General features: G+C 72.2%; 24 protein-coding genes. 7 read left to right on the forward strand and 17 right to left on the reverse strand.

Annotation, left to right across the window (positions count from 1 at the left end; translation table 11 throughout):
* Positions 1 to 32 precede the first annotated feature (32 nt).
* Together AMK31_RS19500 and AMK31_RS19505 are read left to right on the forward strand one after the other, a co-directional pair.
* Positions 33 to 1,385 carry an MFS transporter gene (locus tag AMK31_RS19500; protein ID WP_073941860.1) on the forward strand — a complete coding sequence of 451 codons (1,353 nt, stop codon included), beginning with the start codon at positions 33 to 35 and terminating at the stop codon, positions 1,383 to 1,385.
* Positions 1,386 to 1,663: 278 nt separating this feature from the next.
* Positions 1,664 to 2,038: an RNA polymerase-binding protein RbpA gene (locus tag AMK31_RS19505; RefSeq protein WP_003977404.1), complete on the forward strand. Its 375-nt coding sequence runs from the start codon at positions 1,664 to 1,666 to the stop codon at positions 2,036 to 2,038.
* Positions 2,039 to 2,147: 109 nt separating this feature from the next.
* Here the strand turns inward: AMK31_RS19505 and fxsA are convergent, their stop codons facing one another.
* From fxsA to AMK31_RS19525, 4 genes are all read right to left on the reverse strand, one after another.
* A complete protein-coding gene (fxsA, locus tag AMK31_RS19510) occupies positions 2,148 to 2,705 on the reverse strand; it encodes an FxsA family membrane protein (RefSeq protein ID WP_073941861.1) in 558 nt (185 codons plus the stop codon).
* A 79-nt stretch (positions 2,706 to 2,784) separates the two neighbouring features.
* A complete protein-coding gene (locus tag AMK31_RS19515) occupies positions 2,785 to 3,594 on the reverse strand; it encodes a polyprenol monophosphomannose synthase (protein WP_073941862.1) in 810 nt (269 codons plus the stop codon).
* Positions 3,595 to 4,174: 580 nt separating this feature from the next.
* Positions 4,175 to 5,776, reverse strand: a complete 1,602-nt coding sequence (locus AMK31_RS19520) for an amidohydrolase (protein WP_073941863.1) — start codon at positions 5,774 to 5,776, stop codon at positions 4,175 to 4,177.
* Positions 5,777 to 5,823: 47 nt separating this feature from the next.
* Entirely contained in the window at positions 5,824 to 6,264 is a 441-nt protein-coding gene (locus tag AMK31_RS19525) for an Lrp/AsnC family transcriptional regulator (protein ID WP_030677853.1), read from the reverse strand.
* A gap of 266 nt (positions 6,265 to 6,530) precedes the next feature.
* Here AMK31_RS19525 and AMK31_RS19530 point away from each other — a divergent pair, with 266 nt between their 5' ends.
* Both AMK31_RS19530 and AMK31_RS19535 read left to right on the forward strand, forming a co-directional pair.
* Entirely contained in the window at positions 6,531 to 6,968 is a 438-nt protein-coding gene (locus AMK31_RS19530) for a hypothetical protein (protein WP_073941864.1), read from the forward strand.
* 202 nt (positions 6,969 to 7,170) lie between these two features.
* The gene (locus tag AMK31_RS19535; RefSeq protein ID WP_073941865.1) at positions 7,171 to 7,464 is read left to right on the forward strand and encodes a hypothetical protein; all 294 of its coding nucleotides are present in this window, start codon (positions 7,171 to 7,173) and stop codon (positions 7,462 to 7,464) included.
* Here the strand turns inward: AMK31_RS19535 and AMK31_RS19540 are convergent.
* Positions 7,427 to 8,599 carry an acyl-CoA dehydrogenase gene (locus AMK31_RS19540; RefSeq protein ID WP_073941866.1) on the reverse strand — a complete coding sequence of 391 codons (1,173 nt, stop codon included), beginning with the start codon at positions 8,597 to 8,599 and terminating at the stop codon, positions 7,427 to 7,429. The two genes, AMK31_RS19535 and AMK31_RS19540, sit on opposite strands and share 38 nt — an antisense overlap.
* Before the next feature lie 330 nt (positions 8,600 to 8,929).
* Here AMK31_RS19540 and AMK31_RS19545 point away from each other — a divergent pair, with 330 nt between their 5' ends.
* Positions 8,930 to 10,168 carry a glycoside hydrolase family 18 protein gene (locus AMK31_RS19545; protein WP_073941867.1) on the forward strand — a complete coding sequence of 413 codons (1,239 nt, stop codon included), beginning with the start codon at positions 8,930 to 8,932 and terminating at the stop codon, positions 10,166 to 10,168.
* Positions 10,169 to 10,221: 53 nt separating this feature from the next.
* On the opposite strand, the gene AMK31_RS19550 is transcribed toward AMK31_RS19545, so the two are convergent.
* The 3 genes from AMK31_RS19550 to AMK31_RS19555 all read right to left on the reverse strand — a co-directional run bounded on the left by AMK31_RS19550 (position 10,222) and on the right by AMK31_RS19555 (position 12,666).
* Complete coding sequence (locus AMK31_RS19550) at positions 10,222 to 10,881, reverse strand: TetR/AcrR family transcriptional regulator (protein ID WP_073941868.1); 660 nt, start codon at positions 10,879 to 10,881, stop codon at positions 10,222 to 10,224.
* Positions 10,882 to 10,977: 96 nt separating this feature from the next.
* Positions 10,978 to 11,118, reverse strand: a complete 141-nt coding sequence (locus AMK31_RS39915) for an SCO1431 family membrane protein (protein ID WP_107468662.1) — start codon at positions 11,116 to 11,118, stop codon at positions 10,978 to 10,980.
* A 159-nt stretch (positions 11,119 to 11,277) separates the two neighbouring features.
* Positions 11,278 to 12,666, reverse strand: a complete 1,389-nt coding sequence (locus AMK31_RS19555; protein WP_073941869.1) for a peptidase C39 family protein — start codon at positions 12,664 to 12,666, stop codon at positions 11,278 to 11,280.
* A 190-nt stretch (positions 12,667 to 12,856) separates the two neighbouring features.
* Between AMK31_RS19555 and AMK31_RS19560 the strand changes: the two genes are divergently transcribed.
* Positions 12,857 to 13,432 (forward strand): uridine kinase family protein, encoded by a 576-nt coding sequence (locus AMK31_RS19560; RefSeq protein ID WP_241842682.1) that lies wholly within the window; start codon positions 12,857 to 12,859, stop codon positions 13,430 to 13,432.
* A gap of 424 nt (positions 13,433 to 13,856) precedes the next feature.
* On the forward strand, positions 13,857 to 15,722 hold the full coding sequence (locus AMK31_RS19565; protein ID WP_073941870.1) for an AAA family ATPase: 1,866 nt from the start codon (positions 13,857 to 13,859) through the stop codon (positions 15,720 to 15,722).
* A gap of 45 nt (positions 15,723 to 15,767) precedes the next feature.
* Here the strand turns inward: AMK31_RS19565 and AMK31_RS19570 are convergent, their stop codons facing one another.
* From AMK31_RS19570 to AMK31_RS19610, 9 genes are all read right to left on the reverse strand, one after another.
* Positions 15,768 to 16,853: a hemolysin family protein gene (locus tag AMK31_RS19570; protein ID WP_073941871.1), complete on the reverse strand. Its 1,086-nt coding sequence runs from the start codon at positions 16,851 to 16,853 to the stop codon at positions 15,768 to 15,770.
* The gene (locus AMK31_RS19575) at positions 16,850 to 18,181 is read right to left on the reverse strand and encodes a hemolysin family protein (RefSeq protein ID WP_073941872.1); all 1,332 of its coding nucleotides are present in this window, start codon (positions 18,179 to 18,181) and stop codon (positions 16,850 to 16,852) included. Before AMK31_RS19575 ends, AMK31_RS19570 begins: the two co-directional genes overlap by 4 nt.
* A 247-nt stretch (positions 18,182 to 18,428) precedes the next feature.
* On the reverse strand, positions 18,429 to 18,881 hold the full coding sequence (locus AMK31_RS19580; protein WP_073941873.1) for a PH domain-containing protein: 453 nt from the start codon (positions 18,879 to 18,881) through the stop codon (positions 18,429 to 18,431).
* Positions 18,882 to 18,897: 16 nt separating this feature from the next.
* Entirely contained in the window at positions 18,898 to 19,746 is an 849-nt protein-coding gene (gene hisG, locus AMK31_RS19585; protein ID WP_073941874.1) for an ATP phosphoribosyltransferase, read from the reverse strand.
* A gap of 50 nt (positions 19,747 to 19,796) precedes the next feature.
* Positions 19,797 to 20,069: a phosphoribosyl-ATP diphosphatase gene (locus tag AMK31_RS19590; protein WP_023552153.1), complete on the reverse strand. Its 273-nt coding sequence runs from the start codon at positions 20,067 to 20,069 to the stop codon at positions 19,797 to 19,799.
* Between the two features lie 34 nt (positions 20,070 to 20,103).
* Positions 20,104 to 20,589, reverse strand: a complete 486-nt coding sequence (gene ribH, locus AMK31_RS19595) for a 6,7-dimethyl-8-ribityllumazine synthase (RefSeq protein ID WP_030247057.1) — start codon at positions 20,587 to 20,589, stop codon at positions 20,104 to 20,106.
* Between the two features lie 35 nt (positions 20,590 to 20,624).
* Positions 20,625 to 21,911 (reverse strand): bifunctional 3,4-dihydroxy-2-butanone-4-phosphate synthase/GTP cyclohydrolase II, encoded by a 1,287-nt coding sequence (locus AMK31_RS19600; RefSeq protein ID WP_073941875.1) that lies wholly within the window; start codon positions 21,909 to 21,911, stop codon positions 20,625 to 20,627.
* Positions 21,908 to 22,549: a nicotinamide mononucleotide transporter family protein gene (locus tag AMK31_RS19605; RefSeq protein WP_073941876.1), complete on the reverse strand. Its 642-nt coding sequence runs from the start codon at positions 22,547 to 22,549 to the stop codon at positions 21,908 to 21,910. The genes AMK31_RS19600 and AMK31_RS19605 overlap by 4 nt, the downstream gene beginning before the upstream one ends.
* The gene (locus AMK31_RS19610; RefSeq protein ID WP_073941877.1) at positions 22,546 to 23,148 is read right to left on the reverse strand and encodes a riboflavin synthase; all 603 of its coding nucleotides are present in this window, start codon (positions 23,146 to 23,148) and stop codon (positions 22,546 to 22,548) included. Before AMK31_RS19610 ends, AMK31_RS19605 begins: the two co-directional genes overlap by 4 nt.
* Positions 23,149 to 23,178 lie beyond the last annotated feature (30 nt).

Here is a 23,178-nt window from a genome sequence, read left to right on the forward strand (position 1 = left end):
CGCGGCACCTGCACGGGGAAGCGAGGGCACGGGTGGGCACCGACACCGTGCGGACGGGCGCGAAGGACGGCGACGAGCCCGCCGCGCGCCGGCGCGAGCAGCGCGGCTGGTACTTCTACGACTGGGCGTGCTCCGTCTACTCGACGAGCGTGCTCACCGTGTTCCTGGGCCCGTATCTGACGTCGGTCGCCGAGGCGGCGGCGGACTCGGACGGATTCGTCCATCCGCTGGGCGTCCCGGTGCGCGCCGGGTCCTTCTTCGCGTACGCGGTGTCGCTGTCGGTGATCGTGGCCATCCTGGTGATGCCGCTGGTGGGTGCGGCCGCCGACCGCACCGGCCGCAAGAAGCACCTGCTGGGCGCCGCCGCGTACACGGGCGCCGCGGCGACGGCCGCCATGTTCTTCCTCTCCGGCGACCGCTATCTGCTGGGCGGGGCGCTGCTGGTGGTGGCGAACGCGGCCCAGTCGGTGGCGATGATGCTCTGCAACTCCTATCTGCCGCAGATCGCGCCGCCCGAGGAACGGGACGCGGTGTCCTCGCGCGGCTGGGCCTTCGGATACGCGGCCGGGGCCCTGGTCCTGGTCGGCAATCTGGTCCTGTACCTGGCGCACGACTCCTTCGGCCTGTCCGAGGGCGAGGCCGTCCGGATCTGCCTGGCCTCGGCCGGGCTGTGGTGGGGCGGCTTCGCGCTGATCCCGCTGCGCCGGCTGCGGGACCGCCCGGCCGTGGAGCCGGGGGCGGCCGTCCCCGGCCGCCGGCAGCTCATGGCGACCCTGCGGGACATGCGCCGCCACCCGCTCACGCTCGCCTTCCTGCTGGCGTACCTGGTCTACAACGACGGCATCCAGACCGTGATCTCCCAGGCCTCCGTCTACGGCTCCGAGGAGCTGGGCCTCGGCCAGTCGACGCTGATCGGGGCCGTGCTGCTGGTCCAGGTGCTGGCGGTGGCGGGCGCACTGGCGCTGGGGCGGCTGGCCCGGCGCCACGGCGCCCGGCGCACCATCCTCGGCTCGCTGGTGGCGTGGACGGTGATTCTCGCCACGGGCTACTTCCTGCCCGCCGGGGAACCGGTGTGGTTCTTCGCGCTGGCGGCCGGGATCGGACTGGTGCTCGGCGGCAGCCAGGCGCTGTCCCGGTCCCTGTTCTCGCACCTGGTCCCGCCCGGCAAGGAGGCCGAGTACTTCGCGGCGTACGAGCTGAGCGACCGCGGGATGAGCTGGCTGGGACCGCTGCTGTTCGGCCTGACGTACCAGCTGACCGGGAGCTACCGGGACGCGATCATCTCGTTGGTGGGCTTCTTCGTGCTGGGTTTCCTGCTGCTCGCACGGGTACCGGTACGGCGGGCGATCCAGGAGGCGGGCAACCCGGTCCCCGAAAGGATTTAGCACTCGGCGCGAAAGGGCTGTAGTGTACGCGTTTGGCCTGCCAGGCGTACCGTTACTGCGCGTCAAAGATGCCGAAACGCTGGGTGACATCTCCTATCAGATGTGACAAACCGGGCGCCTGTGGGTACTGCACTGGTTGACAAGGCTGCGGCTACGACGGCGACGCATGACCCGGAACGGGACTCCGAACGGGAATCTTTACCGCCGACCGGACGTTGACCGGATGACGACGACAGCGACACCTGTCCTGTGGGCGACAAGCCCGGGAGGCACGATTCATGAGTGAGCGAGCTCTTCGCGGCACGCGCCTCGTGGTGACCAGCTACGAGACGGACCGCGGCATCGACCTGGCCCCGCGCCAGGCCGTGGAGTACGCATGCGAGAAGGGGCACCGGTTCGAGATGCCCTTCTCGGTCGAGGCGGAAATCCCGCCGGAGTGGGAGTGCAAGGTCTGCGGGGCCCAGGCACTCCTCGTGGATGGCGACGGCCCGGAGGAGAAGAAGGCCAAGCCGGCGCGAACGCATTGGGACATGCTGATGGAGCGCCGCACCCGTGAGGAGCTCGAAGAGGTCCTCGAGGAGCGGCTCGCCGTGCTGCGTTCCGGCGCGATGAACATCGCCGTTCATCCCCGGGACAGCCGCAAGTCGGCCTAGTCCCCGCGGGGCCTGGCCCGGTATCCAGCGCACGCACATGACCGCGGGCGCCGTACGTGACTTCCACGTACGGCGCCCGCGGTCGTTCGTGTCCCTGCTTCCTTCCGGTTCAGCGGTTCAGCGGCGGGTACTGCTCGCGCGGCGCGTCCGCGGGCTCGTCGCGGATGACCTCGCCCTGGACGACCTTGCCGTCCGGGCGGTGCATCCGGGCCTGCTGGAAGGCGTCGCCCAGGCTGCCGGGGGCGGCCCGGCGCAGCCTGCGGTCCACCGTGCGCTCCGCGTACCGGCCGAGGGCCTTCTGGAGCGGCGGTACGAGCAGCAGCAGACCGGCGACGTCCGAGATCATCCCGGGGAGCATCAGCAGCAGGCCGCCCAGCATCATCAGGCCGCTGCCGCCCCCGCTGGAGGGCGCGGTCCCGCGCTGCAGCGCCTCGTTCAGGTTCTGGAAGGCACGCCGGCCCGCCCGCTTGATGACCGCCGCGCCGAGCACGAATCCGGCGACGAGCAGCAGGAACACGGTGAACCCGCCCGCCGCGTCGGCGACCACGGTCAGCAGCCAGATCTCCAGCACCAGCCACGCCGCGACGGCGAGCGGCAGCATGGTGCGCAGCCGGGAGCGCCGGGGCCGGGTGGTGGCAGCAGAGGGGGTCGAAGCGCCAGTCGTCATGGGTCCAGTGTGCCTGCGCCCGGCTCAGCACGGGATAAGGGGCCTGGCCGGCCCCGGCCGGGCTGACGGCGGCGGCCCGTCACGGCTGCTTCGCAGGCCCCTCGCCGCGGCCGCCCAGCAGCTTGCCGACCCGCTCCCCCACGCCCCAGGTGGTGACCCGCCACAGCGCCTCGACGAGGATGTCGCGGCTCATCTTGGAGTCGCCCAGTTCGCGTTCGACGAAGGTGATCGGGACCTCGACCACGTGGTAGCCGGCCTTGATGGCGCGGCGGGCGAGGTCGACCTGGAAGCAGTAGCCCTGGGAGGCGACCTCGTCGAGGCCCAGGCCTTGCAGGGTCTCCACGCGGAACGCGCGGTAGCCGCCGGTGATGTCGCGCAGCGGCAGGTCCAGGGCCAGGCGCGAGTACAGGCTGCCGCCGCGGGAGATGAACTCGCGGGACTTGGGCCAGTTCACCACCCGGCCGCCCGGCACCCAGCGGGAGCCGAGCACAAGGTCGGCGCCCTTGAGCGCGGTGAGCAGCCGGGGCAGTTCCTCGGGCTGGTGGGACCCGTCGGCGTCCATCTCGATGAGCACGCCGTAACCGTGCTCCATGCCCCAGCGGAAGCCCGCGAGGTAGGCGGCGCCGAGTCCTTCCTTGCCCTTGCGGTGCAGCACCTGGACGTGATCGTCGGAGGCGGCGAGCTCGTCGGCGAGCTTGCCGGTGCCGTCGGGGCTGTTGTCGTCGGCGACCAGGACGTGCGCCTCGGGGACCGCCTCGCGCACCCGGCCGACGATCGTCTTGATGTTCTCCGCCTCGTTGTAGGTCGGAATGATCACCAAGGCCGTGCCGAGCGGGCCGAAGCGTCTCCCCTGGGCCTCTGCCGCGCGGGTGCCGTCGCCGTCGTTCACTGCTGCCCCTTCATGTCCGTACGCAGAGCTCCACCTTAGTGGCCGCGGCCTGCGCTGACGTGACAGGACGTTCCTATGGCGGCGGCCGTTCCACGTGAGCGGGGCAGATGCACTGTTTTGACCACCCCGGCGCCCCCGGTCGCCCGGTGGTGCGGCGGTGCGGCGGTGCGGCGGTGCGACGGATGGGGGCCCGGCGCCCTTCGGGCCGACCTGGGACCCGCTGGCTGCGGATCGACCGAAAGCCGTTGTCTACTGAGCGGCCGGGCCCCACCCGGGTCACACCTTCCCGGCCGGCCGGAACGCTCCCTCGGTGCGGTGCCGACGCTGAGCCTGGCTCCCAGTGACGGTGCCCCGGTGCGGTACACCATCCCTGACCCAGCGGCGCCGCGACGAGTGTGCGAACGTTCCCCGGTCGGGGTGTCCGGTGGTGGACCCGGCCGAACCTACCGGTGCCGGGCCGCCGCCTGTCAACAGCCGTCTGACCTGTGCTTTTGTGCCGAATCCGCTGGTGGGCGGGGCGGAAGCGCAGGTCGCGCGACCGCGCGCCGGGCCGCCCGCGCCCCCGCGCGGACCCCGTAGATCACTCGCCCGGCCGTACGAACACGGTCCGTCCGCCCACCACCGTGCGCAGGCAGACGGGCAGGTCGGTGCCGGGGGTGAGGTCGGGCAGGCCGGGGGTGCCGGAGCGCGGGTCGGTGGACCAGCGGGCGACCCGGTCGTCGGGGGCCTGGACGACGAGCTCGCCGGTGCGCCACACGGCGTAGTCCGCGGGCGCGCCGGGCACCAGGACGCCCGCGTCGTCGCGGCCGATCGCCCGCCAGCCGCCGCGCGTGTGGGCGGTGAAGGCGGCCCGTACGGAGACCCGGTGCTCGGGGGTGCGGTGGAAGGCGGCGGCGCGGACCGTGCCCCACGGGTCGAGCGGGGTGACCGGGCTGTCGGAGCCGAGGGCGAGCGGGACCCCGGCGCGCAGCAGGGCCGCGAACGGGTTCAGGGCGCGGGCGCGGTCGGCGCCGAGCCGCTGGGCATACATGCCGTCCTCGCCGCCCCACAGGGCGTCGAAGGCGGGCTGCACGGAAGCGGTGAGGCCGAGCTCGGCGAAGGCGGCGACGGTCTCGGGGGTCAGCATCTCGGCGTGCTCGACCCGGTGCCGGGCGGCCCGGACGCGGGCGAGGCCGACCTTGTCGGCGGCGGCGCGCACGCCCTCGACGACGGCGGTGACGGCGGCGTCGCCGATGGCGTGGAAGCCGGCCTGGAGGCCCGCCTCGGTGCAGGCGACGACATGGGCGGCGACGTCCGCGGCGTCCAGGTAGGCGGTGCCGGTGTGGCCGGCGTCGGCGTACGGCTCGTGCAGGCAGGCGGTGTGGGAGCCGAGGGCGCCGTCGACGAAGAGGTCGCCGGCGGCGCCGGCCGCGCCCAGCTCGCGCGCCTTGTCGACGTCCCGCTCGGCCCAGTAGCCGACGACGCGCGGCCCGGGCTCGTCGGCGGCGAGGCGGAGCAGGCCGGTGAAGTCGTCCTCGGAGGAGATCTCGGGCCCGCCGCACTCGTGGACCGAGCCGATGCCGAGGGAGGCGGCGTGCGCGAGCGCGGCACGCTGGGCCTCGTCACGCTGGCCCGGGGTGACGGCGGCGAGGGCGGCGGCGCGCACCGCGTGGTGGGCGTCGGCGGTGAGCGGGCCGTCGACCGGGCCGAGCTGCGGGGTCATGTCGAGCAGCGCGGTGCTGACGACCGCCGAGTGGACGTCGATCCGCGAGAGGTAGAGCGGGCGTCCCCCGGTCGCCTCGTCGAGCTCCGCGCGGGTCGGCGGGCGGCCGCCGGGCCAGCGGGCGGCGTCCCAGCCGTGGCCGAGCAGCACCCGGTCGTGCGGGCGGGCGGCGGCGAACTCCCGGACCAGGCCGAGGGCCTGTCCGAGGTCCCGCGCGGCGGACAGGTCGAGGCCGGTGAGGGCCAGTCCGGTCGCCGTGGCGTGGATGTGCGCGTCGGTGAACGCGGGGGTGACGAGGGCGCCGTCGAGGTCGATCACCTCGTCCACACCGTCCGCGAACGCGTCGGCCGCGCCCTCGGAGCCGACCCAGGCGACCTGGCCGTGCTCGACGACCATGGCGGTCGCGAAGGGGTCGGCGGGACTGTGGACCTCTCCGCGGCGGAGGAGGACGGTCTTCGGCGGGGTGGTGCGCTCACTCATGGGGAACAGTCTCGCGCCCCGCGTGCGCCGACCCGCACCCAGGTGGCTCAGATACGCGGCGGCCGTGCCTCGTACGGCGTCGACAGGACGACCGTGGTGCGCGTGGAGACCCCGGCGAGGGAGCGCAGCCGGGCCAGCAGCTCCTCCAGTTCGTGCGGGGTGGCCACCCGGACCTTGAGGATGTAGTTCTCGTCGCCCGCGACGCTGTGGCAGGCCTCGATCTCGGGGACGCCCGCGAGCCGCTCGGCGATGTCGTCGGGGGCACTGGGGTCGAACGGTTTCACCGAGATGAAGGCGGTCATGGGCAGCCCGACCGCCTCCGGGTCGACGACCGCGGCGTACCCGCGGATGACGCCACGCTGCTCCAGCCGGCGCACCCGCTGGTGCACGGCCGACGTGGACAGGCCCGTGGCCTTGCCCAGGTCGGTGTAGCTCATCCGCCCGTCCTTGACGAGCAGCTGCACGATCTGTCGGTCCAGCTCCTCCATGGCGCAAGAACCTACAGTGCGGTTGATCCCCTCGGATAGCGAGCGGCCCAGGTCATGCCCGGTTCGTGATGTGAGCGGGAGCGGTGCGTCGGCCGTCCGGGCGACGGGACTGCCACGCGGGCACCTGCGAACGGCATGTGACGAACGCCACAAGGTTCGAGCCGTCTCCGTGATGTTCTCGTGATTACCCCGGAATCCCGTTGGGAAGTGCTTGCTGTGGTCGAGGCCGCAGTGCCCGAACGGCCCAGCCCGAGGGGGAGAATCCCATGCAGAGTCTTAAGCGCCCTGGTCGTACCGCGCCCAAGCGGCAGCAGCCGGTCGTCGAACCCGAGCCGGAGGGCGTCGAACCCGACGCCTACGACACCGAGGAACTCGACGCCTACGACACCTTCGAAATGTACCGGGTGATCTGCCCGGACTGCGCGCAGCCCATCGCCCTCCTGGCGGACGAGGAGGTCCTGCCGGAGCACGCGCTGTGCGCCTCGCCGTGGAACCCGTTCGGCCTCACGGTCTGCGCGGGTACCGGCCGCCGGGCCTCCGACGCCCGGCCCGCGGACGAGTCCTTCGAGCCGCAGGAGCAGGACACCGCCCTGCTGCTGACGCTGCCCCAGGGGCTCGACTGGCGGACGCAGCCGTTCTCGCACGTCGGCGGCCCGGGTTCGCGCCCGATGCGCGTGCCGGCGATGCGTCGCCACGCCGCCTGAGCCTCCGGCTCGCCCCTTTCTCACCGGAGCGCGCCGCGGCACAGGACTGCCGTGGCGCGCTCCGGCGCGCCGGGACGCGCCCCCGGGCCGCCCGGGCGCCCGTGACCGTACGCCCGGCGCGCGGTCTCCGCGAGCGCCCGTGAAACGCACGCCCGATTCCACGCACCGGTGACCTGCCCGGCCCGCGTGGCGTTGCCCAGGCATGACCCCCACGTACTCCACCACCGGGCGACAGCGGCCGCTGCTCGTCCCGAGCGGGTTCACCCCCAGTGGGTTCGTCTCCAGCGGGTTCGCGCCGAGCGACGTGACACCGAGCGGCTTCGTCCCGAGCGGCTTCCAGGACCCGCCGATCTACGCCGACCTGTTGCGGACCTGGACCAACCGCGGCCGCACCCTGCCGGGGCGCCACGACCCGGAGTGGGTCCGGCTGGTGGCGCCCGTGGTCAGGCCGGGTCAGTTCAGCGGGTCTCCGGACCGGCGAGGTGACGGGCGATGACCATCCGCTGGATCTGGTTGGTGCCCTCGACGATCTGGAGCACCTTGGCCTCGCGCATATGGCGTTCGACGGGGAAGTCCGCGGTGTAGCCGTAGCCGCCGAGGACCTGGACGGCGTCCGTGGTGACCTTCATCGCCGTGTCGGTGCAGTGCAGCTTGGCCATGGCCGCCTGCTTGGCGAACGGCCGCCCCGCGTCCTTCAGCCGAGCCGCCGCGAGGTAGAGGGCGCGGCCGGCCTCGATCTGGGTGGCCATATCGGCGAGCATGAAGCGCAGCCCCTGGAAGTCGGCGATCGGCCGGCCGAACTGCCGCCGTCCGAGTGCGTACTCCACCGCCGCGTCCAGGGCCGCCTGTGCGACGCCGATCGCGCAGGCCGCTATGCCGAGCCGCCCGGAGTCGAGGGCGGAGAGGGCGATCGCGAAGCCCTGGCCCTCCTCGCCGACGCGCCGGTCGTCGCCGACCCGCACCCCGTCGAAGTGGACCTGGGCGGTGGGCGAGCCCTTCATGCCCATCTTCTTCTCCGGCGCCGCGGCGCTCAGCCCCTCGGCGTCGCCGGGCACCAGGAAGGCGGTGATCCCGCGCGGGCCGTCCTCGCCGGTGCGGGCCATCACGGTGTAGAAGTCGGCGACGCCGCCGTGGGTGATCCAGGCCTTGGTGCCGCTGATCACCCAGTCGTCGCCGTCGCGGACGGCCTTGGTGCGCAGCGAGGCCGCGTCCGATCCGGAGGCCGGCTCGGAGAGGCAGTACGCGCCGAGCAGGCCGCCGCCGAGCATCGCGGGCAGGTGCTCGACCTGCTGCTGCTTGGTGCCGAAGGTGGCGAGGGCGTGGGAGGCGAGGGTGTGCACGCTGACGCCGAGGCCGACGGTGAGGCGGGCCGTGGCCAGCTCCTCCAGGACCTGGAGGTAGACCTCGTAGGGCTGCTCGCCGCCGCCGTACTCCGGGTCGTAGGGCAGCCCCAGCAGGCCCGCCTCGGACAGGAGGGTGAAGATCTCGCGCGGGAAGCGGCCGGCCTCCTCCTCCGCGGCCGCCCTGGGCGCGATCTCGCGCTGCGCTATGTCGCGGACGAGCGAGATCAGGTCCCGGGCCTCGTCCGTGGGCAGTTGTCGGTCCACCGGCTGCGGGGCGCGGTCGGGCATGGCGACGCTCTCCTCCCGTTTCGGGCACATCGGCGGACGGGCGCCGTGGGTTGGGGCGGCTCCGCCGGTCTCTCTGAGGCCCAGCCGAGGGGGCGGGCTTCCGGGTCACGGAAGCCGCTGACCAGCGGCTGTGCGCAGTGAGTATGCCCGATCCGGGGCCCTCCGTCACCGGTTAACGACCGCTCACTTCAAGAATTCCGCAAGCGCGGAAATTGGTCCGCACCATTGACCTACTGGTCTAGTCCTCCTACGGTGTCGGATCACCGCACTCGTTATCGCGTCCATGCCAATGAGTGCGCCGTTCCCCTCTCCCCCACGAGGAGACACCTGATGCGAACTCCCCACCGCCCCCGCGGCCGCTTCCGGGCCGCCGTGGCCGCCGCCTGCGCGGCCGTCCTCGGCGCCGGACTGCTCGCCGGCGCCGGTGCGAGCACCGCCACCGCCGCCCCCGAGGCGGAGGCCGCCGCCGGCTCCAAGGTCGTCGGCTACTTCACCGAATGGGGCACCTACGACCGCAAGTACCTGGTCAAGAACATCGAGACCTCCGGCTCCGCCGCCAAGCTCACCCACATCAACTACGCCTTCGGCAACGTGGTCGGCGGCAAGTGCGTGATGGGCGACGCCTACGCGGCCACCGACCGCACCTACACCGCCGCCGAGTCCGTCGACGGCGTGGCCGACACCTGGGACCAGCCGCTGCGCGGCAACTTCAACCAGCTGCGCGAGCTGAAGAAGAAGCACCCGAACCTCAAGGTCCTGTGGTCGTTCGGCGGTTGGACCTGGTCCGGCGGCTTCGGTGAGGCGGCGAAGAACCCGGCCGCGTTCGCGCAGTCCTGTTACGACCTGGTCGAGAACTCCAAGTGGGCGGACGTCTTCGACGGCATCGACATCGACTGGGAGTACCCGAACGCCTGCGGCGCCTCCTGCGACACCAGCGGCCGGGCGGCGTACAAGAACCTGATGCAGGCGGTCCGGGCCAAGTTCGGCTCCGGCAACCTGGTCACCGCGGCGATCCCCGCCGACGCGACCTCCGGCGGCAAGATCGACGCGGCGGACTACGCGGGCGCGGCGCAGTACGTGAACTGGTACAACCCGATGACGTACGACTACTTCGGCGCCTGGGACGCCACCGGCCCGACCGCCCCGCACTCGCCGCTGACCTCGTACTCCGGCATCCCGATCGCGGCGAACCACACCTCGGCGACCATCGCCAAGCTGAAGGGCCTCGGCATCCCCGCCTCGAAGCTGCTGCTCGGCATCGGCTTCTACGGCCGCGGCTGGACCGGCGTCACCCAGTCCGCGCCCGGCGGCACCGCGACCGGCCCGGCGGCGGGCACGTACGAGCAGGGCATCGACGACTACAAGGTGCTGAAGACCAAGTGCCCGGCGACCGGCACGGTGGGCGGCACCGCGTACGCCAAGTGCGGCAGCAACTGGTGGAGTTACGACACCCCGGCGACCATCGCGACGAAGATGAACTACAAGAACCAGCAGGGCCTCGGCGGCACCTTCTTCTGGGAGCTGAGCGGCGACACGGCGAGCGGTGAGCTGATCAAGGCCATCAACTGACCTCGGGACGCGGTCACTCGGGGCGGAGGCCGGTCACCGGTCTCCGCCCTCGCTCATGCCTCCCGGCGGGCGGGCGGCGGCACCGGGAAGGCCGGGTCCAGCTCCTCGATGGCGCGCATGGCGCCGCCCAGCGACTTCACCAGCAGCTCACGCATCAGCTCCCGGGGCAGCCCGGGGCGGTCGATCCAGTCGAGGGTGGTGCCCTCGACGCCGCAGACCCAGCCGAGCAGCCCCATCCGCGCCAGCGGAGTGATCTCCCGTTGCCCGTAGGCCCCTTCGGCGATGGTCGTGACGATCGCCTCGCGCACCCCGTCCCGGATGGCCTGCACCTCGGTGTCGAAGCCGACGCCGCCGCTGACGATGGTGCGGTACGCGGCCTGATTGTGCTCGGCGTAGCGCAGATAGCCGTCGACGGTGCGCTCCACCCGCTCGCGCGCGGGCAGTTCCAGGCCGCCGGCCGCGAAGGTGACCAGGTCGGCGACGGAGTCCTGGACGATGGCCAGGTAATAGCCGCGCTTGGAGTGGAAGTAGTAGTAGATCAGCCCCTTGGCGACGTGCGCCTGCCGGGCGATGTCGTCCATCGACAGCGCGTCGTAGGACGTGTCGGCGAACAACTTCCGCCCGATGGCGATGAGTTCCGCGCGGCGTGCGACGGAGCGCTCGGTTCCGCGCGGCCGGGGACGGGCGGCGTCACGTTGTTCGCTGATGTTCACTTTCGACCCTGACTCCAACGGGCGGCGGGACATCCGCAGTATGTCAGGTCGGGTCATAGCCCTATGTGTCAGGTCACAGTGCGGCAGTGCAACCGGTCACAGCAGGCCGAGCCGGGTGACGAGCATCGCCACGACGGCCACGAGGACCCAGCCCATGACGTGCTCGACGATCTGCGGGCCGTCGTCCTGGGGGCCGCCGGTACGGACGCGGGCGGCGATGAGGGAAGTGGCGGTCATGTGCTTCTCACTGGTCTCGTACGGGCGGTGGACACGGTGGGCGCGGTGGACACGCCGGGGCGTCGCCCACCGGTCTGTCCACCTTGCCACCGCCCGCGCCGTTTGCGGCGGAGACGTTGCTCACAGCGCCGGCCGGACCCGGGACCCGGCGCCCGGAGGTCAGCGCACCCCGACCGCCGCCAGCGCCGCCCGCTGCCGCGGGGTCGGCCGGGCCGGGAAATAGAGGTAGCAGACGCCGCCGGTGCCGGAGACGACCTTGCCGGAGGCGTTGTACCGCTTGGTCCGCAGCCAGATGTTCTCCCACTCGCGCCGCCGGTAGACCCGCCGTACGGCCTCGTTGCTCGGCGAGGCGGGGTCGTTGGCGATCACGTCGCCCTCGGCGGTGAAGCCGATCACCGTCATCAGATGGCCGGAGGTGCCGTAACCGGCGCCGGTCAGCTCCTCCTTCAGGAAGGACTGGGACGTTATGGCCGGGATGCCCGCCGCGATCAGCTGCTCCAGTTCCGTCAGGGAGCCGAGCCTGGTGACCACGCCCTGGAGGTCCTTGAAGGTGGCCGCGTAGGCGGCGTTGAACGGCCAGTTGCCGCAGCCGGCGTACTGGTAGTCGTAGGTGTGGCGGGCCGCGTGGCACACCTGCGGGTCGGCGTAGGCCGGGTCGACCCAGGACAGCTGCTCGTCGGTGAGGCGGCCGCCCCAGTACTCGATGATCATCTGCGAGGAGGTGGGGCTGCACCATGCCTCGCCGCCGTTGTCGTACTCGGGGTACTGGCCGACGTGGGTCTCCTGGGAGTAGCGCGGAACCGCCAGCTCCTGGGCGAGGCCCGCGGTGGTGGCGGGGACCGTGAAGCGGTCGGGGATGTCGGAGCCCATGGCACCGAGGCGCCACACGGTGGGGGTGAGCCGGGTGCCCGGCCGCCTGTACAGGGTCAGCCGCAGCCGGTACGACTCCAGGCGCAGCCCGGACGCCGGGTCGTCGACGGCGAAGGTGTCCGTCCAGACGCTGCTCTTGCCGTCGCCCTGGTCGTCGACGGAGGTCCGCCGGATGTCCTGGTCGCCGGCCGCCCAGCGGCCCATGACGTACCAGGGGGTGTCGGTGCCGTCGGAGTAGGTGCCCTTCAGCTCGATCTGGATCCAGGTGCCCTCGGGGGTCCTCGCGTTCCAGGAGGGGATCACCTCGGTGGCGGGGACGGCGAGCCGGTGGACGGGCGAGGTCCAGGTCGCGTACTCCCAGCGGGAGGTCTCGCCGGTGTGCGGGTCCGTGTAGTCGAGGGTGCCGAGGGGGGCGGCGATCGCGAGGCCGGGCCGGGCGCCCGCGACGGCCCGGGTGCCCTTGGAACCTCCGGAGCGCCAGTCGGTGTACGTGGTCCAGGCCCGGTTGTCGATGGGCCGGGCCGGGGCTCCCGCGGCGGTCGCGGGGCCGGCGGCGGTCGCGGTGCCGGCCGTGGTGGCGGTTCCGGCGGCCACTGCCGTTCCCGCGCTGCCGGTGACCGCGGCGGCGACCGCCGCGGCCAGGAGGGTTCTGCGGGACGGCTGTTCGGCTCTGCTCATGGGCGCTTGACTCCCAGGGGTGCGAGACGGGCAGGTCCTTGCACGACGGTGTGCGATGGCGTTCGCCAACTGATGGCGTCCGCCAACTATGGACGGGGGTGGACCGCCCTGCCAGCACTTCGGGGCATGCCACGCCCACCAATATTGGTCGGGACCACTGGCGGTCCGGGGCACACGGGATGATGGGCACGTGTCGCATCCCCTGAATGGCCTCGCCCGTACGCTCCGCCGCCTCCCCCCGTCCTGCGGCCCGGTCCGGCTCGTCGGCGTCGACGGGCACGCGGGCTCCGGGAAGTCGACCTTCGCGGGCGAGCTGGCCGCCGCGCTCGGCGGGGCGCCGGTGCTGCATCTGGACGACATCGCCAGCCACGAGGAGCTGTTCGCGTGGACCGGCCGGCTGCTGGAGCAGGTGATCGAGCCGCTCCGCAGCGGCGCGACCGCGCACTACTCCCCCTACGACTGGCGTGCCCGCCGGTTCGGCGCGCCGCGTCCGCTGCCGTCGGCGCCGGTGGTCCTCCTGGAGGGTGTCGGAGCGGGCCGCCGCGCGCTGCGCCCGCATCTGGCGCGACTGCTGTGGATGGAGCTGCCCGCCGAGGAGTCCTGGACGCGGGGTCGCTCACGTGACGGGGAGGAGCAGCGGGAGTTCTGGGACGGGTGGGTTTTGGCAGAGCGGCGGCATTTCGCCGACGACCCTTCTCGGCCGTACGCCGACCTGTTGGTACTGCAGATGACAGGGGGATACGAGGTGCTGCCGGGGCCTGCGTGACGGCCCTTCGGAGACCAGTACGTCACGCTCCGTGATGGACCGTCTCCGATGTGGTGAACCTGTGAAGACCCTTGCGTGCGAACTCGGCCGACTGCCTCAACTCCGCTTGACCCGGGGGCCGTACAGGACTTACGTTCTCAATGTGCGGCCAAACGGAGCCGCCCAGTGACGCGAAGCCCCCGATTGTTCCCCCGTGATCGGGGGCTTCGTTCTGTCCGCTTCACGTTTTCCGGCGCTCCCGGCCTCCGATTCGCTCACCCTCGGTCACCATGCGGTGTGCGCCCCCTTCGCACCCGGCCTCGCCGAACGTCCCTGCGGCACCCTACGGCGGGCACCCGACCCGCGGGTACGATGCCCAATGTCGCAACTCCGGTCCGCTGCACAGCGGTTCGACCAGCGGGGGCACGGTTTGTGGGGGGACGTGATGGACTTCGGCACGCAGGGCCCCGAGGCCCCGGCCGACCTCGCCTGGCTGCGAGGCGTGGACGCGTACACCATGGGCGCCTATCCGCAGGCGGAGGAGGAATTCCGGACCGCGGTGCGGCTGGACCCCGGGATGGCCGACGGCTGGCTCGGGCTGCACGCGCTGCGCGTCGACACCACGACCGCGCTGCTGCGGATGTTCCGGCACCGTGACCGCTTCGGCGAGCAGCGCGCCCGGCACCGCCGCACCCTCAACTCCTGGTACTGGCTGGGCTGGTGGGTCCAGCCCGTGCTGGAGAGCCCCCGCGATCTGCTGCTCGCGCACGCCTCGCACTGGCTGGACGGCCGCCACGTCCCGGAGCTGGACCGGGCCCTCGCCGGGCTGCCCCCGGTCGACGCCGACGCCCAGGTCCGTTTCCTGCACGCCTGCCGGGCCTATCTGGTCAAGGACTGGGAGCAGCTGGTCCGGCACACCGACCCGCTGCTCGACGATCCGCTGCTCGGGATCGAGGCCGGCCTGTTCGGCGGCATGGCCCGGGTCCGCCTGGAGATGTACGGCCAGGCCGAGCCGCTGCTGTCGGCCGCGCTGATGCGCTGCCGCAGCGAGCAGCCGCAGCGCAAGGAGCTGCGGTACTGGCTGGCGCGGGCGCACGAGGGCACCGGCCGCTCGGCGGCGGCGCTCCCCCTGTACCGGGCGGTGCACCGCGTGGACCCCGCCTTCATGGACACCTCCGCGCGGCTCGCCGCGATCGCCGAGGGCGACGGGTACGACGACAGCACCGACCTCGCCTCGCTCCCCCTCGCCGGCCCGGGGTCCGACTACGCCGACGGCATGGAGGGTCTGGACCCGCTCTTCGGCATCGAGGACCGCAACCTGAAGCTGACCGAGCCCGGCCTGCCGCCCGCCGGTCCGCTGCCGTCGGAGAGCGACCCGGCGGTACGGGAGAAGGCGACCCTGTCGTCGCAGCCGCTGCCCGCCGGCCCCACCGACCCGGGATTACTCGAGGAAGCGCTCGCCGAGCTGGAGCGCATGGTGGGCCTGGAACCGGTGAAACGGCAGGTCAAGGCGTTGTCCGCCCAGCTGAACATGGCGCGGCTGCGAGCCGGTCAGGGCCTGCCGGTGCAGCCGCCGAAGCGCCACTTCGTCTTCTCCGGCCCGTCCGGCACCGGCAAGACCACGGTGGCGCGCATCCTGGGCCGGGTCTTCTACGCGCTCGGCCTGCTCGGCGGCGACCATCTGGTGGAGGCGCAGCGGGCCGACCTGGTCGGCGAGTACCTGGGCCAGACGGCCGTGAAGGCCAACGAACTGATCGACTCCGCGCTCGGCGGGGTGCTCTTCGTGGACGAGGCGTACTCGCTGTCCAACTCCGGCTACGGCAAGGGCGACGCCTACGGCGACGAGGCGCTCCAGGTGCTGCTGAAGCGGGCGGAGGACAACCGCGACCATCTGGTGGTGATCCTGGCCGGCTACCCCGAGGGCATGGACCGGCTGCTGGCCGCCAACCCCGGCCTGTCCTCGCGTTTCACGACGCGGGTCGACTTCCCCTCGTACCGGCCGCTGGAGCTCACCGCGATCGGCGAGGTACTGGCCGCGGAGAACGGCGACGCGTGGGACGAGGAGTCGCTGGACGAGCTGCGGTCGATCGCCGGGCACGTCGTCGACCAGGGCTGGATCGACGAGCTGGGCAACGGGCGGTTCCTGCGGACGCTGTACGAGAAGAGCTGCGCCTACCGCGATCTGCGGCTGTCGACGTACCCGGGGACGCTGTCCCGGGACGACCTGGCGACCCTGCGGCTGCCGGATCTGATGCAGGCCTACGGGGAAGTGCTGTCGGGCCGGGGCCCGCAGGATCCGTCAGCCATGTGACGGACCCCGCGGACCGGCCCGGGCGGCTCGGCCCGCCGGGGCGGGTCAGCTCGCCAGCGCCTGCTCGACCTCCTCACCCGAGCGGGGCTCGGACACGGAGGGCGGTCGGGTCTCCCGGTGCGCCGGGTCCCGCACCTCGCCGACCAGCAGTTCCAGCACGTCCTCCAGCGCCACCAGCCCCAGCACCCGGCCGGAGGCGTCGGCCACCTGGGCGAGGTGGGTGGCGGCGCGGCGCATCACCGTCAGCGCGTCGTCGAGGGGCAGCTCGGGGCGAAGGGTCGTCATCGGGCGCCACAGCTGCTGCGGCACCGCACGGTCGGAGTCTTCCAGGTCGAGGACGTCCTTCACGTGCAGATAGCCCATGAAGGCGCCGCCGTCCGTGGCCACGGGGAAGCGGGAGTACCCGGTCCGCGCGGTCAGCTCGACGATCCGTCCCGGTGTGACCGACGGGGGCACCGTCACCAGCGACTCCCGCTTCAGCAGGACGTCCGTCACCGGGCGGGAGCCCAGTTCCAGGGCGTCCTCCAGGCGTTCGGCCTCCTCGGGGTCGAGCAGTCCGGCCTGGCCGGAGTCCTCCACCAGCCGGTTGAGCTGTTCGCTGGTGAAGACGGCCTCCACCTCGTCCTTGGGCTCGACCCGGAAGAGCCGCAGCACGCCCTGGGCGCAGGCGCCGAGGGCTGCGGTGATCGGGCGGCACACCCGGGCGAACGCGACCAGTCCGGGGCTGAGCCACAGCGCGGCCTTCTCCGGCGCGGCCATCGCCAGGTTCTTCGGGACCATCTCGCCGATGACGAGGTGGAAGAAGACGACGGTGGCCAGGGCGATGACGTAGCCCAGCGGGTGGATCATCGCGTGCGGCAGGTGGATCCACTCGAAGACCGGCTCCAGCAGATGCGCGACCGTCGGCTCGGCGACCGCGCCCAGCGTCAGCGAGCAGACGGTGATGCCGAACTGGGCGGCCGCCATCATCTGCGGCAGCCGCTCCAGGCCGTACAGCACCTGACGGGCGCGGGCGGTGCCGAGCGGTTCGATCTGGCTGCGGCGCACCGAGACCAGCGCGAACTCGGCACCGACGAAGAAGCCGTTGGCGAGCACGAGCAGCGCCGCGAACAGCAGTTGCAGGACGCTCATCGGGCGGCCTCCATCACGGGGGCCGTGCGCACCAGGCGGACCCGCTCCGCGCGGTAGTGGCCGACCTGGCGGACGGCGAGCCGCCAGCCGGGCAGTTCCGCGCGGTCGCCGACGGCCGGGATCCGGCCGAGCAGGTCTGCGACGAGTCCGGCGACCGTCTCGTACGGTCCTTCGGGCACGTCGAGGCCTATCCGGGCCAGGGTGTCGACCCGGCAGCTGCCGTCGACGTCCCAGGCGGGCCTGCCGTCCTCGGGCGGGGCGGGGGCGAGTTCGGGTACGTCGTCGAGCACGTCGTCGTGCTCGTCGCGGACCTCGCCGACGATCTCCTCGACGATGTCCTCCAGGGTGACGACGCCGGCCGTGCCGCCGTACTCGTCGACGACGACCGCGATCGGCTGCTCGCTGCGCAGCCGGGCCAGCAGCGGCCGGACGGGCAGGGTCTCGGGGACGAGCAGGGCCGGCCTGGCGATCCGCGACACGGGGGTGCGCAGCCGTTCGTGGGCGGGGACCGCGAGGGCGTCCTTGAGGTGGACCATGCCGACGACCTCGTCGATCCGCTCCCGGTAGACGGGGAAGCGGGACAGGCCGGTGGCCCGGGTCAGGTTGACCACGTCCTCGGCGGTCGCCGACGACTGGAGCGCGCTGACCCTCACGCGCGGGGTCATCACATGCTGCGCGGTCAGCTCGCCCAGCGACAGGGTGCGGACGAAGAGGTCCGCGGTGTCCTGCTCCAGGGCGCCGGCCCGCGCCGAGTGCCGGGCCAGCGAGACGAGCTCGCCCGGGGTGCGGGCGGAGGCCAGCTCCTCGGCGGGTTCGAAGCCGATGGCGCGGACGAGGCGGTTGGCGACGCCGTTGAGCCCGGCGATCACCGGGCGGAACAGGCGGGCGAAGGCGTGCTGCGGGCCGGCGACGAAGCGCGCGACCTGCATCGGGCGGGACACCGCCCAGTTCTTGGGCACCAGCTCGCCGACGACCATCTGCACGGCGGAGGCGAGCAGCATGCCGACGACCACGGCCACGCCGGACACCGCGGCCTCGGGGATGCCGACGGCCGTGAGCGGGCCGTCGAGCAGCCGGGCGAGGGCGGGTTCGGCGAGCATGCCGACGACCAGGGAGGTGATGGTGATGCCGAGCTGGGTGCCGGAGAGCTGGAAGGACAGCTCCTTGAGGGAGGCGACGACCCGAAGGGCCCGTCGGTCGCCCTCGGCGGCGGCCTTCTCGGCCTCCGGGCGCTCGACCGTCACCAGGCCGAACTCGGCCGCGACGAAGAAGCCGTTGGCGAGGATCAGCAGGAACGCGGCTGCGAGGAGCAGCAGGGGGGTGGTCATGATGCCGCCGCCTCCGCACGGACGCGGACCTCGTGGAGTCGGTCCGCGCTATGTCGGCAGGGGGCGGCGCAGGTACTACAGGACGATCCGTCCATCGCCGGAGAGGGTCACTCCTCGGGTAGCAGGAGCCCCTGTGCGCCGGGCGGCACGACAGGGGCGGAGGCTCATCGGAAAACGCCTCCGCCTCACAGATTAATCAAGACAGGGGCCGGTGCGGCAGGGTGAGCACCCCCGAACCGCCCCCGAGTCAGCCCCGATGTTCCCCGGTACGGGCCTCCACCAGGGCCCTCAGGGTGCGGGTCTGGGCGATGGCCTGCTCCTTGGCGATGCCCGGCTGGATGCCGATGGCGGGCAGGCTGGTGCCGTCGCTGAGGTCGAGGAACACCCAGGGGTCGCCGACCCGCAGGTTCACCTGGACGATCTCGGCCCACTCCAGACGGCGGACACTGCCGAAGTTGACGATCGTCACACCGGATTCCTCGGCGACGACCTTGGGTCGTGCCAGTCGCAGCAGCACCCAGGCCAGCAGGGCGGCGGTGAAGACGAAGCTCAGCTTCTCGGCCGGGCTGAGCCGGTCCAGGAGCAGTGCGACCAGCGACACGGTCACGAAGATCGCGCCGGCCGCGGTGAGCAGGACGGCCCGGGTGCGGGTCGGCCGGAAGGTGACGGGGAGGTCGGGCAGGGGTGCCGGTGCCGACATCGTGCGCAGCCCCTTCTCAGAGCCGGCAGGCGTGGATGGCGGTCGTCAGGATGGCCCGCGCCCCGATGGAGTACAGGTCGTCCATGATCCGCTGCGCGTCCTTGGCGGGCACCATCGCGCGGACGGCGACCCAGCCCTCGTTGTGCAGCGGCGAGATGGTGGGCGATTCCAGGCCCGGGGTGAGGGCGACGGCCTTCTCCAGCTGCTCGACCCGGCAGTCGTAGTCCATCATCACGTAGGTGCGGGCGACCAGGACGCCCTGGAGGCGGCGCAGGAACTGCTGCACCTTCTCCTCCTCGGCGTCGGCGCCGACCCGGCGGACGACGACGGCCTCGGACTTCATGATCGGCTCGCCGATGACCTCCAGGCCGGCGTTGCGCAGCGAGGTGCCGGTCTCGACGACGTCCGCGATGACCTCGGCCACGCCGAGTTCGATGGCGGTCTCGACGGCGCCGTCGAGGTGGACGACCGAGGCGTCGATGCCGTTGTCGGCGAGGTGCTTGGCGACGATCCCCTCGTAGGAGGTGGCGACCGTCATACCGCTGAGGTCCGCGACGCCGTTCGCCGTGCCCGGCTTGGTGGCGTAGCGGAAGGTGGAGCGGGCGAAGCCGAGCGGCAGGATCTCCTCGGCGCTGGCGCCGGAGTCGATCAGCAGGTCGCGGCCGGTGATGCCGATGTCGAGGCGGCCGGAGGAGACGTAGATCGCGATGTCGCGGGGGCGGAGGTAGAAGAACTCGACCTCGTTCTCCGGGTCGACGATCCGCAGTTCCTTGGACTCGCGGCGCTGCTGGTAGCCGGCCTCATGCAGCATCTCCGCCGCAGGGCCGGAGAGTGAACCCTTGTTGGGAACGGCGATGCGCAGCATGAGGTCGGCTTCCTTTGCGTGGGGTGTGGCGGGGACTGTGCGGGATGTGCTTACAGGTGGGCGTAGACGTCGTCGAGGGAGATCCCCCGGGCGACCATCATCACCTGGACGTGGTACAGCAGCTGCGAGATCTCCTCGGCGGCCGCCTCCTTGCCCTCGTACTCGGCGGCCATCCAGACCTCGGCGGCCTCCTCGACGACCTTCTTGCCGATGGCATGGACGCCCTTGCCGACCAGCTCTGCGGTGCGGGAAGTGGCGGGGTCGCCGTGGGCGGCCTTCTGCTGGAGCTCGGTGAAGAGCTCCTCGAACGTCTTCTTGGACATGGTGGTCCTAACCCTACGCGCTGACCGGCACCCCTCAGCGCCAGGGTTCGGATACTGAACGCAGGGTCGCCGCCGTGGCGACCGCCGCGGTCACCGCCTCGTGTCCCTTGTCCTCGTTGGAGCCCTCCAGCCCGGCCCGGTCCAGGGCCTGCTCCTCGGTGTCGCAGGTGAGCACGCCGAAGCCGACGGGGACACCGGTGTCGACGGAGACCTGGGTGAGGCCCTGGGTGACGCCCTGGCACACGTAGTCGAAGTGCGGGGTGCCGCCGCGGATGACGACGCCGAGGGCGACGATCGCGTCGTAGCCGCGGCCGGCGAGCACCTTGGCGACGACCGGGAGCTCCCAGCTGCCGGGGACCCGCAGCAGGGTCGGCTCGTCGATGCCCAGGTCGTGCAGGGCGCGCAGCGCGCCGTCCACCAGTCCGTCCATCACCTTCTCGTGCCACTGCGCCGCGATGACGGCGACCCGCAGGTCACCCACATTGCGTACGGACAGCTCCGGTGCGCCCTTGCCGCTCACGTTCTCGCCTCTCCTCGGTGTCGTTCGGGTTCGTTCTACTGGTTGCCGCAGGTGGTCGCGGGAGCGTCCAGCCAGGGCAGGTCGTGGCCCATCCGGTCCCGCTTGGTGCGCAGGTAGCGGAGGTTGTGCTCGCCCGCGGTCACGGGCATCGGCTCGCGCTCGGTGACCTCGATGCCGTGCCGGACGAGCGCGTCGGCCTTCTCGGGGTTGTTGGTCATCAGACGGACGCTGCGCACGCCGAGGTCCTCGAGGATCTGGGCGCCGGCCCCGTAGTCGCGGGCGTCGGCGGGCAGGCCCAGCTCCAGGTTGGCGTCGAGGGTGTCGTGGCCGCGTTCCTGGAGTTCGTAGGCGCGCAGCTTGGACAGCAGGCCGATGCCGCGGCCCTCGTGTCCGCGCAGGTAGACGACCACGCCCCGGCCGGCGGCCTGGATGCGCTCCAGGGAGGCCTCCAGCTGGGGGCCGCAGTCGCAGCGCAGGGAGTGGAAGACGTCGCCGGTGAGGCATTCGGAGTGCATGCGGACCAGGACGTCCTCGCCGTCGCCCAGCTCGCCGTGGACGAGGGCGACGTGCTCGACGCCGTCGACGGTGGAGCGGTAGCCGTACGCCGTGAAGGTGCCGTGCCGGGTCGGCAGGTGGACCTCGGCCTCGCGGCGGACGGTGGGCTCGGCGCTGCGGCGGTAGGCGATCAGGTCCTCGATGGAGATGATCGTCAGGCCGTGCTTGCGGGCGAACGGGATCAGTTCGGGCAGCCGCAGCATGCTGCCGTCCTCGCCGGCGATCTCGACGATGGCGCCGGCCGGGCGCAGGCCCGCGAGCCGGGCGAGGTCGACGGCGGCCTCGGTGTGGCCGTTGCGCGCGAGCACGCCGCCGGGCTTGGCGCGGAGCGGGAAGATGTGGCCCGGGCGGACGAAGTCGTCGGCCTGGGCGGCGCCGCTCGCCAGCAGCTGGAGGGTGGTGGCGCGGTCGGAGGCGGAGATGCCGGTGGTCACGCCGTGCGCGCCGGAGGCGTCGACGGAGATGGTGAACGCGGTCTTCATCGACTCGGTGTTGTCCGCGACCATCTGCGGGAGCTGGAGCCGCTCCAGTTCGTCGCCCTCCATGGGGGCGCAGATCAGACCGCGGCACTCGCTCATCATGAAGGCGACGATCTCGGGGGTGGCCTTCTCGGCGGCGATGACGAGGTCGCCCTCGTTCTCGCGGTCCTCGTCGTCGACGACCACGACCGGGCGGCCGGCCGCGATGTCGGCGATGGCCTGTTCGATCGGGTCGAGGGCGTAGTCCTCGATGCCGTCGGTGCTGTACAGCAGAGGTGCCGTGGTCATGCCGGGGCTCCTTCCAGGACGGGCTGCCCGGCCCGGCGGGACCGCCGCCACCAGTCGCGCATGCCCCACAGGACGAGTGCGCCGTAGATGACGTAGACGAAGCCGGAGAAGGCGTAGCCGTTGGCGAAGTTGAGGGGAACGCCGACCAGGTCGACGAGCAGCCAGGCGAACCAGAACTCGACCATGCCGCGCGCCTGCGCGTACATGGCGACGATGGTGCCGACGAAGATGTAGGCGTCCGGCCAGGGGTCCCAGGACAGGCTGGGGTAGGCCGTGAAGAGCAGGGCGACCGCGACGGTGCCGAGGGCGGCGGCGGCCGCCATCGCGCCGCGCTCGCGCCAGGTGGCGAACCGGACGGAGACGCGGCCGTCCTCGGTCCGGCTGCGCCCGCGGCTCCACTGCCACCAGCCGTACAGCGCGACGGCCATGACGACGGCCTGCTTGCCGGCGCTGCCGGTCAGGTGGCCGAAGAAGGCGCCGAAGAGGACGAGGCCGGAGAGGAACTGCACCGGCCAGGTCCACAGGGAGCGCCGCCAGCCGAGGGCGAGGGTGATGAGGCCGAGGATGTTGCCCACCATGTCGGACCAGATGATGTGCTGGCCGAAGAGGGTGAACGCCTCGGAGTTGAGCCAGTTCACCGGTCGGCCCCCCGGCTGCCGAGCAGGCGCTCGACGTACTTGGCGATCACGTCCACCTCGAGGTTGACCGGGTCGCCGGGCCGCTTGTGGCCGAGCGTGGTCAGGGCGAGGGTGGTCGGGATGAGGCTGACGGTGAAGTAGTCGGGGCCGGCTTCCACCACGGTGAGGCTGATGCCGTCGACGGTGATGGAGCCCTTCTCGACGACGTAGCGGGCGAGGTCGGCGGGGAGGGAGATCTTCACGATCTCCCAGTTCTCGGAGGGGGTGCGTTCGAGGACCGTGCCGGTGCCGTCGACGTGGCCCTGCACGATGTGGCCGCCGAGGCGGGCGCCGACGGCGGTGGGCCGCTCGAGGTTGACGCGGGAGCCGACGGTGAGGACGCCCAGGCTGGAGCGCTTCAGGGTCTCGGCCATGACGTCGGCGGTGAACTCGTCGCCCTCGTGGTCGACGACCGTGAGGCAGACGCCGTTGACGGCGATGGAGTCGCCGTGCTTGGCGCCCTCGGTGACGACGGGGCCGCGCAGGCGGAAGCGACAGGCGTCGTCGAGGTTCTCGACGGCGGTGACCTCGCCCAGCTCTTCGACGATTCCGGTGAACACTTCCCGGGTCCTCCTGCCTCTTCGGGCACG

It is taken from the genome of Streptomyces sp. TSRI0107, from assembly GCF_001905845.1.
Classification (GTDB): Bacteria; Actinomycetota; Actinomycetes; order Streptomycetales; family Streptomycetaceae; genus Streptomyces.

Excerpts from the sequence above, each read along its gene's own strand:
- AMK31_RS19505 (WP_003977404.1), top strand. The coding sequence starts at position 1,664 with ATGAGTGAGCGAGCTCTTCGCGGCACGCGCCTCGTGGTGACCAGCTAC.
- fxsA (WP_073941861.1), bottom strand. The coding sequence starts at position 2,705 with ATGACGACTGGCGCTTCGACCCCCTCTGCTGCCACCACCCGGCCCCGG.
- AMK31_RS19520 (WP_073941863.1), bottom strand. The coding sequence starts at position 5,776 with ATGAGTGAGCGCACCACCCCGCCGAAGACCGTCCTCCTCCGCCGCGGA.
- AMK31_RS19525 (WP_030677853.1), bottom strand. The coding sequence starts at position 6,264 with ATGGAGGAGCTGGACCGACAGATCGTGCAGCTGCTCGTCAAGGACGGG.
- AMK31_RS19530 (WP_073941864.1), top strand. The coding sequence starts at position 6,531 with ATGCAGAGTCTTAAGCGCCCTGGTCGTACCGCGCCCAAGCGGCAGCAG.
- AMK31_RS19535 (WP_073941865.1), top strand. The coding sequence starts at position 7,171 with ATGACCCCCACGTACTCCACCACCGGGCGACAGCGGCCGCTGCTCGTC.
- AMK31_RS19540 (WP_073941866.1), bottom strand. The coding sequence starts at position 8,599 with ATGCCCGACCGCGCCCCGCAGCCGGTGGACCGACAACTGCCCACGGAC.
- AMK31_RS19545 (WP_073941867.1), top strand. The coding sequence starts at position 8,930 with ATGCGAACTCCCCACCGCCCCCGCGGCCGCTTCCGGGCCGCCGTGGCC.
- AMK31_RS39915 (WP_107468662.1), bottom strand. The coding sequence starts at position 11,118 with ATGACCGCCACTTCCCTCATCGCCGCCCGCGTCCGTACCGGCGGCCCC.
- AMK31_RS19555 (WP_073941869.1), bottom strand. The coding sequence starts at position 12,666 with ATGAGCAGAGCCGAACAGCCGTCCCGCAGAACCCTCCTGGCCGCGGCG.
- AMK31_RS19565 (WP_073941870.1), top strand. The coding sequence starts at position 13,857 with ATGGACTTCGGCACGCAGGGCCCCGAGGCCCCGGCCGACCTCGCCTGG.
- AMK31_RS19570 (WP_073941871.1), bottom strand. The coding sequence starts at position 16,853 with ATGAGCGTCCTGCAACTGCTGTTCGCGGCGCTGCTCGTGCTCGCCAAC.
- AMK31_RS19575 (WP_073941872.1), bottom strand. The coding sequence starts at position 18,181 with ATGACCACCCCCCTGCTGCTCCTCGCAGCCGCGTTCCTGCTGATCCTC.
- AMK31_RS19580 (WP_073941873.1), bottom strand. The coding sequence starts at position 18,881 with ATGTCGGCACCGGCACCCCTGCCCGACCTCCCCGTCACCTTCCGGCCG.
- hisG (WP_073941874.1), bottom strand. The coding sequence starts at position 19,746 with ATGCTGCGCATCGCCGTTCCCAACAAGGGTTCACTCTCCGGCCCTGCG.
- AMK31_RS19590 (WP_023552153.1), bottom strand. The coding sequence starts at position 20,069 with ATGTCCAAGAAGACGTTCGAGGAGCTCTTCACCGAGCTCCAGCAGAAG.
- AMK31_RS19600 (WP_073941875.1), bottom strand. The coding sequence starts at position 21,911 with ATGACCACGGCACCTCTGCTGTACAGCACCGACGGCATCGAGGACTAC.